Source organism: Mycobacterium sp. UM_Kg27, assembly GCF_000972905.1.
GTDB lineage: Bacteria > Actinomycetota > Actinomycetes > Mycobacteriales > Mycobacteriaceae > Mycobacterium.
Window position 1 is genome coordinate 1 of the sequence record NZ_JRMM01000179.1, and the last position, 6896, is coordinate 6896.

A 6896-nucleotide genomic window follows, 5' to 3' on the forward strand; every position below is an offset into this window, starting at 1 on the left:
ATGTGTATAAGAGACAGCCACCGAGTGGATCTTGGCCAGGTCGTGTCCGGCGGCCTTGGCGGCCTCCAGACCGGCCAGGTAGGCGTCCATCACCTCGCGGTGCCGCTCGACGGAGAAGATCAGCGTGACGTTGACCGAAATCCCTTCGGCCAGTACCGCGGTGATAGCCGGCAGACCCGCCTTGGTGGCCGGAATCTTGATGAACAGGTTCGGCCGGTCGACGATCTTCCACAGTTCGACGGCCTGGGCCACGGTCTTGTCGGTGTCATGGGCCAGCCGCGGATCGACCTCGATCGACACCCGCCCGTCCACGCCGTCGGTGGCCTCCCATGCCGCAGCCAGCACGTCGCAGGCGTTGCGCACGTCGTCGGTGGTGACGGTGCGGATCACCGCGTCCACGTCGGCGCCGCGGGCGGCCAGCTCGGCCAGCTGCTTGTCGTAGGCGTGGCCCTTCTCCAGTGCTTTCTGGAAGATGGTCGGGTTGGTGGTCACGCCGACCACGCTGCGGGTGGCGACAAGGTCGGCCAGGTTGCCGGACGTGAGCCGGTCGCGGGACAGATCGTCGAGCCACACCGACACGCCCGCGGCGCTGAGAGCGGCAAGCTTGGGATTCTGAGTCATGTTGCGCTCCTTCTCAATCGGTTTCGATTGACGTCAGTTTTCCAGTGTTCTTTCGGCGGCGGCGACGACAGCCTCCGCGGTCAGACCGAACTCACGGAACAGCGTTTGGTAGTCGGCGGACTCGCCGTAGTGCTCGATCGAGACGATCTCGCCGGTGTCGCCGACGATCTTGTGCCAGCACTGTGCGATACCGGCTTCGACCGCCACCCGGGCCGACACCGACGGTGGCAGCACTGCATCGCGGTAGTCGGCCGGCTGCGATTCGAACCACTCCAGGCATGTCATCGACACCACGCGGGCATTGATGTCCTTGGCCGCCAAGAGTTTCTGCGCTTCGACCGCGAGCTGCACCTCCGAACCGGTGGCGATCAACACCACGTCGGGGTCGTCGGCGCCGACGGCTTCCAGGCCGCCCAGCACGTAGCCGCCGCGGGCGACGCCTTCGGCGTCGGTGCCCTCGATGATCGGCACGTTCTGCCGGGTCAGGATCAGCCCGACCGGACCGCTGCTCGCGCCGCGGGCCAGCACTGTGCGCCACGCGTAGGCCGTCTCATTGGCATCCGCCGGTCGCACCACCGACAGCCGGGGGATGGCGCGCAACGCCGCCAGGTGCTCGATCGGCTGGTGCGTCGGACCGTCTTCGCCGAGCCCGATCGAGTCGTGCGTCCACACGTAGATCGGGTCGATGTCCATCAGCGCCGCCAACCGCACCGCGGGCCGCATGTAGTCGGAGAACTGCAGGAACGTGCCGCCGTAGGCGCGGGTGGGCCCATGCAGCACGATGCCGGACAGGATCGAGCCCATCGCGTGCTCGCGGATCCCGAAGTGCAGGGTGCGGCCGTAGGGGTCGGCGGTGTACTCGCCGGTGGAGATCGACGCCGGCCCGAACGACTTGACGCCGTCCATGGTGGTGTTGTTGCTGCCCGCCAGATCGGCTGAGCCGCCCCACAATTCGGGAAGCTTGGCGCCTACTGCGTTGAGCACCTTGCCGGATGCGGCGCGGGTGGCAACGGCCTTGGAGCCGGGCTCCCAGTACGGCAGCTCGGCGTCCCAGCCCTCGGGCAGCTCGCCTGCGATCAACCGGTCCAGCAGCGCCTTGCGCTCCGGCTCGCGGGCCGCCCACGACTCGAACTGCTCCTGCCAGTCGGCGTGGGCCTGCTTGCCGCGTGCCACCAGCCCGCGGGTGTGGGTGATCACGTCTTCGCGGACGTCGAACGCCTTGTCCGGGTCGAATCCGAGTGCGGCTTTGGTGGCTGCCACCTCGTCGCCGCCGAGCGCGGAACCGTGGATGGCGCCGGTGTTCATCTTGCCCGGGGACGGGTAACCGATGATCGTGCGCAGCGAGATGAACGACGGCTTGTCGGTGACGGCCTTGGCATTCGCGATGGCCTCCTCGATGCCGGTCACGTTCTCGCCGCCCTCGACCTCCTGGACGTGCCAGCCGTAGGACCGGTAGCGGGCCGCGGTGTCCTCGCAGAGCGCGATCGCGGTGTCGTCCTCGATGGAGATCTTGTTGTGGTCGTAGAACACGATGAGGTTGCCCAGCTGCTGGACGCCGGCCAGCGAGGAGGCCTCACTGGTGACGCCTTCCTGGATGTCGCCGTCGGAGGCGATCACGTAGACGAAGTGGTCAAACGGGCTCTCGCCGGGGGCGGTGTCGGGGTCGAACAGGCCGCGCTCATAGCGTGCGGCCATCGCCATGCCGACCGCCGAGGCCAAGCCCTGTCCGAGCGGGCCGGTGGTGATCTCCACACCCTTGGTGTGGCGGAACTCCGGGTGCCCCGGGGTCTTGGAACCCCAGGTGCGCAGTGCCTCGATGTCGGCCAGTTCCAGCCCGAAACCGCCCAGGTAGAGCTGGATGTACAGGGTCAGGCTGGAGTGCCCGCAGGACAGCACGAACCGGTCGCGGCCCAACCAGGTGGTGTCGGACGGGTCGTGGCGCATCACCCGCTGGAACAGCGTGTAGGCCAGCGGCGCGAGGCTCATCGCGGTACCCGGGTGGCCGTTGCCGACCTTCTGCACCGCGTCGGCGGCCAGCACCCGGGCGGTGTCGACTGCGACGGAGTCGATCTCGGCCCAGTCAGCGGGGTGGTGCGGGCGGGTAAGGGCGGAGATCTCTGCAGCAGTGGTCACGAACGTCGGGTCCTCATCTTTGAGATAGGTCTTCAAATGCAAGCCAGGTTGCTTCTCACCCTAATGCGGGCACGCGCAGTGTTGCAGGTCCGGTTGCCGTGTGGATTCGCCGTGAATTGACCCTGCGATTCGGACGACCTGGCCAGGCGGTCTACCATCGTCCGTAGTAGAAGCTGGCGTCCGTCCGTAGTAGAAGCTGGCGTCGCAGCTGCCATCCTAGGAGTCATCACGTGAGTATTCGCGAGCGCGCTGAGCCGCGCCGAATACGCGCCGTGCGCAACACGTTGTTGGCGTACCTTTCGCTGACCAAGCCCCGAATCATCGAGTTGCTGCTGGTCACGACCATTCCGGCGATGCTACTGGCCGACCGCGGCACGGTGAATCCGTTGCTGATCTTCAATACGCTGATCGGCGGGATGCTGGCCGCCGCCAGCGCCAATGCGCTGAACTGCGTCGTCGACGCCGACATCGACAAGGTGATGAAGCGCACTGCGCGCCGCCCGCTGGCTCGCGACGCGGTGCCGACCCGCAACGCTCTGGTGTTCAGCCTGGGGCTCGGTGCCGCCTCGTTCGTGTGGCTGTGGCGTACCACGAACTTGATATCGGGCCTGCTGGCCATGGCCACCATCGCGTTCTACGTGCTGGTCTACTCGATGATGCTCAAGCGGCGTACCTCCCAGAACGTGGTGTGGGGCGGAGCGGCCGGTTGCATGCCGGTGGTGATCGGCTGGTCGGCGGTCACCGGCACCATCGGCTGGCCCGCGGTGGTGATGTTCTTAGTGATCTTCTTCTGGACGCCGCCGCACACCTGGGCGCTGGCGATGCGCTACAAGGAGGACTACGCGGCGGCGGGGGTGCCCATGCTGCCGGTGGTCGCCAGCGAGAATGTGGTCACCCACCGGATCGTGGTCTACACCTGGGCGACCGTGCTGGCCACGTTGGCGCTGGTGCCCGCCGCAGGCTGGCTCTACGCCGCGGTCGCGGTACTGGCCGGCGCGTGGTTCCTGGCTATGGCCCACCAGCTGTACGCGGGCGTGCGTCGCGGTGAGCCGGTCAAGCCGCTGCGGCTCTTCCTGCAGTCGAACAACTACCTGGCGCTGGTCTTCTGTGCGCTGGCGGTGGACTCGGCCATCGGCCTGCCGACCCTGTTCTAGGTCTTCCCGCTCCATTCGAACCGGGTTTCCCGGTCGTTGTCGACGCGCTCCGTGACGCTGAGCCGCGAAGTCTGCATGTGACTGAGCGTGCCGGGCTGGCCATTCACTTCACTTCGTTGTCGGGGCTAACGCGGAGGCGGAGTCTCTTGCGGGGGCGGCCGCAGCGGGTATTCAATTGCCGATAATGAAAACCATGTTCAACAACTTGGTGGACGGCAGTCGGTGACGGCACCGGCGCCGGCATGGATGGCATCTCCGCCCGAGGTGCACTCCGCGTTGCTGAGCGCCGGAGCGGGACCCGGCCCGCTGCTGGCTTCCGCTTCCGCCTGGTCGGCGCTGGAAGCCGAGTACGTTGCCGCCGCGGACGAACTGCAGGGGGTGCTGGCCTCCGTCGGGGCGGGGGCGTGGCAAGGCCCGAGTGCCCAGGCGTATGCGAGCGCTCACTGGCCCTACCTGGCGTGGCTGACTCGGGCCGGCGCGGACAGTGCGGCGACCGCGGCCCAGTATGAGACGGCTGCGGGGGCGTATGTCAGCGCGCTGGCCGCCATGCCGACCTTGCCGGAACTGGCCGCCAATCACGCCACCCGCGGGGTATTGGTGGCGACGAATTTCTTCGGCATCAACACCATTCCGATTGCGCTCAACGAGGCCGACTATGTGCGGATGTGGGTGCAGGCCGCCGCGACCATGGCGACGTATCAAGCGGTCAGTGGCGCCGCGGTGGCCGCGATGCCGCACACCCCGGCGGCGCCCCCGATCGTCAAGGCCGACGCGCACCCCGCCGAGGGCGACGATCCCACCGACCCCACGGTCAATGGTCCGCTGGATCAGCTGATCGCCAAGATTCTGCAGACCGCCAGCAACGGGCAGATCAAGTGGGATCCCGCCCACGCGATGGTGAACGGAATTCCCTATGACCAGTACACCGATGCCGGCCAGCCGATGTTCTGGCTGGTGCGGGCGCTGGAACTGTTGGAGGACTTTCAGCAGCTCGGGGTGAATTTCCAGCAGAACCCCGCGCTGGCGTTTCAGTATCTGGTTCAGCTCGCCGAGTTCGACTGGCCGACACACCTCGCCGAGATCGGCTCCTGGCTGGCCCAATCGCCGCAGTTGTTCGCGGCCGCGATCGGCGTGCTGATCGCCCCGGTAGGCGCGGTGGGCGGTTTCGCCGGGCTGGCCGGATTGGCCGGTGGTCCGCAACCGCTCCCGCCGCTGCCGGTGGACGCCACTCCCGATGGCTTCGCCGGGTTCGGATCCGGCTCGGCGGGAGCGCCGGTACCCGCGACGCCGACCACGCCGGCCCCGGCGCCGGCTCCAGCGCCGGGCCCCGCGACGGCCGGCCTCAGCAGCCCCGCGCCGGCGGCACCGCCCCCGCCGCCGGGCGCGTCGCCGTTCTTCCCGCCGTATCTGCTCGGTCCGCCCGGCGTTGGCGCCGGGACCGGCATGCCCGTCGGGGCCGCAGCGTCGCGCAAGGCCTCGCAGCCGAGCGGTAGTGCGACCGCCGCTGCGGTTACCGCGGCCGAGCGCGCTGAGCGGCGGGCCCGGGTCCGCAAGCGCGCTGCGGTGCGCAGGCCCGACGACGCGGTCATGGACCTCAACGTCGGGGTCGCGCCGGAGTGGGCGGAGCCGGCTGAGGTGGGCTTGACCGCGTCGCCGCGCGGAGCGGCCGGATTCGCCGGCACGCTGGCCCGCGACGGCGCCCCGGCCGGGGGGCTGACAGTGTCGGGCGGCGGCGTTTTCGACGACGCGGCACGCATGCCCGTGCTGCCGGGCAGTTGGCGCACCGAAAACGAGCAGGAGTTCGGCCACCCGAAACTATAGATTCGCTAAAGTGAATTCTTGTGTTCGGGCCGATGTGGATGGCGTCTCCACCTGAGGTGCATGCGACGCTGCTCAGCTCCGGTCCGGGCCCCGGCCCGCTGTTGGCTGCCGCCGGCGCGTGGTCGTCCCTGAGCGTGGCGTACACCGCGGCGGCGCAGGATCTGACCGCAGTATTGGCTTCGGTAGCGGCCGGGCTGTGGCGCGGTGTGGCCGGTGAGCAGTACCAGGCAGCGCACCTGCCGTATCTGGCGTGGCTGGATCGAACCGCCGCCGACAGTGCCCGAATGGCGGCCGCGCATGAACAGACGGCGGCGGCGTATATCGCCGCGCTGGCGGCGATGCCGACGCTGCCGGAACTGGCCGCCAATCACGCCGCCCACGGCGTCTTGGTGGCGACGAATTTCTTTGGGATCAACACCATTCCCATCGCGCTCAACGAGGCGGACTACCTGCGGATGTGGGTGCAAGCGGCCACCGTCATGGCGGCCTACCAGGCTGCCTGCGAAGCGTCGGCGGCAGCGGCCCCGACCGTCGCTCCCGCGGCCCCGATCCACAGGCCAGCAGAGGCCTCGTCACCGTGGTCGCCGCAACCGATAACCGAGAACCCGCTGCAGGGCCTGCTCGATTTCCTCAAGCCGTACTTGAAAAGCCTCGGTTTAGAAGACGGGGTCGCAGGGGTCGACCGCGTCACCAATGGGGTCACTACCGCCGTCGCGGACTTCCTGCAGAAATTCGGGATCAATTGGAACCCGGCCGCCGGAACAATCAACGGCTTTGAATATGAGCTCTACGCCGATGCCACCAAACCGATCTGGTACCTCGCGCGAACGCTGGAGCTATACCAGGACTTCCTGGCTATCACCCAGGACCCCACTCAGATCATCCCGGCGCTGCAGTATTTCACGGCCCTGGTGCTGTTCGACTGGCCCACCCATATCGCCCAATTGCTCCAGGCGATAAGCCAACCGGCGGCGATGGCCGCCGCGGCGGGTGCGGTGGTGGCACCTGTCGGCGGCCTAGCCGGCCTGGCCGGGTTGTCTGCGCCGGTGCCCGCGGGCGCCGCTGTGCCGGTGGGTCCGGTAACTCCGGCGGTCGTTGCTGATGTGCCGGCTGTCGCGGTCGGCTCGGCGGTGGCGGCTACCCCGCCCCCGACCGCCCCGCCGCCGG

General features: G+C 68.4%; 5 protein-coding genes. 3 read left to right on the plus strand and 2 right to left on the minus strand.

Annotated features, from left to right (window positions below):
- The coding region (gene tal, locus LI94_RS19500; protein WP_046302230.1) for a transaldolase at positions 1-621 on the minus strand (621 nt) is incomplete at its 3' end.
- Between the two features lie 33 nt (positions 622-654).
- The gene (gene tkt, locus LI94_RS19505) at positions 655-2754 is read right to left on the minus strand and encodes a transketolase (protein ID WP_024443521.1); all 2100 of its coding nucleotides are present in this window, start codon (positions 2752-2754) and stop codon (positions 655-657) included.
- A gap of 230 nt (positions 2755-2984) precedes the next feature.
- Between tkt and LI94_RS19510 the strand changes: the two genes are divergently transcribed.
- The 3 genes from LI94_RS19510 to LI94_RS19520 all read left to right on the plus strand — a co-directional run.
- On the plus strand, positions 2985-3908 hold the full coding sequence (locus LI94_RS19510; protein ID WP_036458524.1) for a heme o synthase: 924 nt from the start codon (positions 2985-2987) through the stop codon (positions 3906-3908).
- Between the two features lie 246 nt (positions 3909-4154).
- Positions 4155-5729 carry a PPE domain-containing protein gene (locus LI94_RS19515; protein ID WP_046302231.1) on the plus strand — a complete coding sequence of 525 codons (1575 nt, stop codon included), beginning with the start codon at positions 4155-4157 and terminating at the stop codon, positions 5727-5729.
- Between the two features lie 38 nt (positions 5730-5767).
- A partial coding sequence (locus LI94_RS19520; RefSeq protein WP_046302232.1) for a PPE family protein occupies positions 5768-6896 on the plus strand: 1129 nt, incomplete at its 3' end.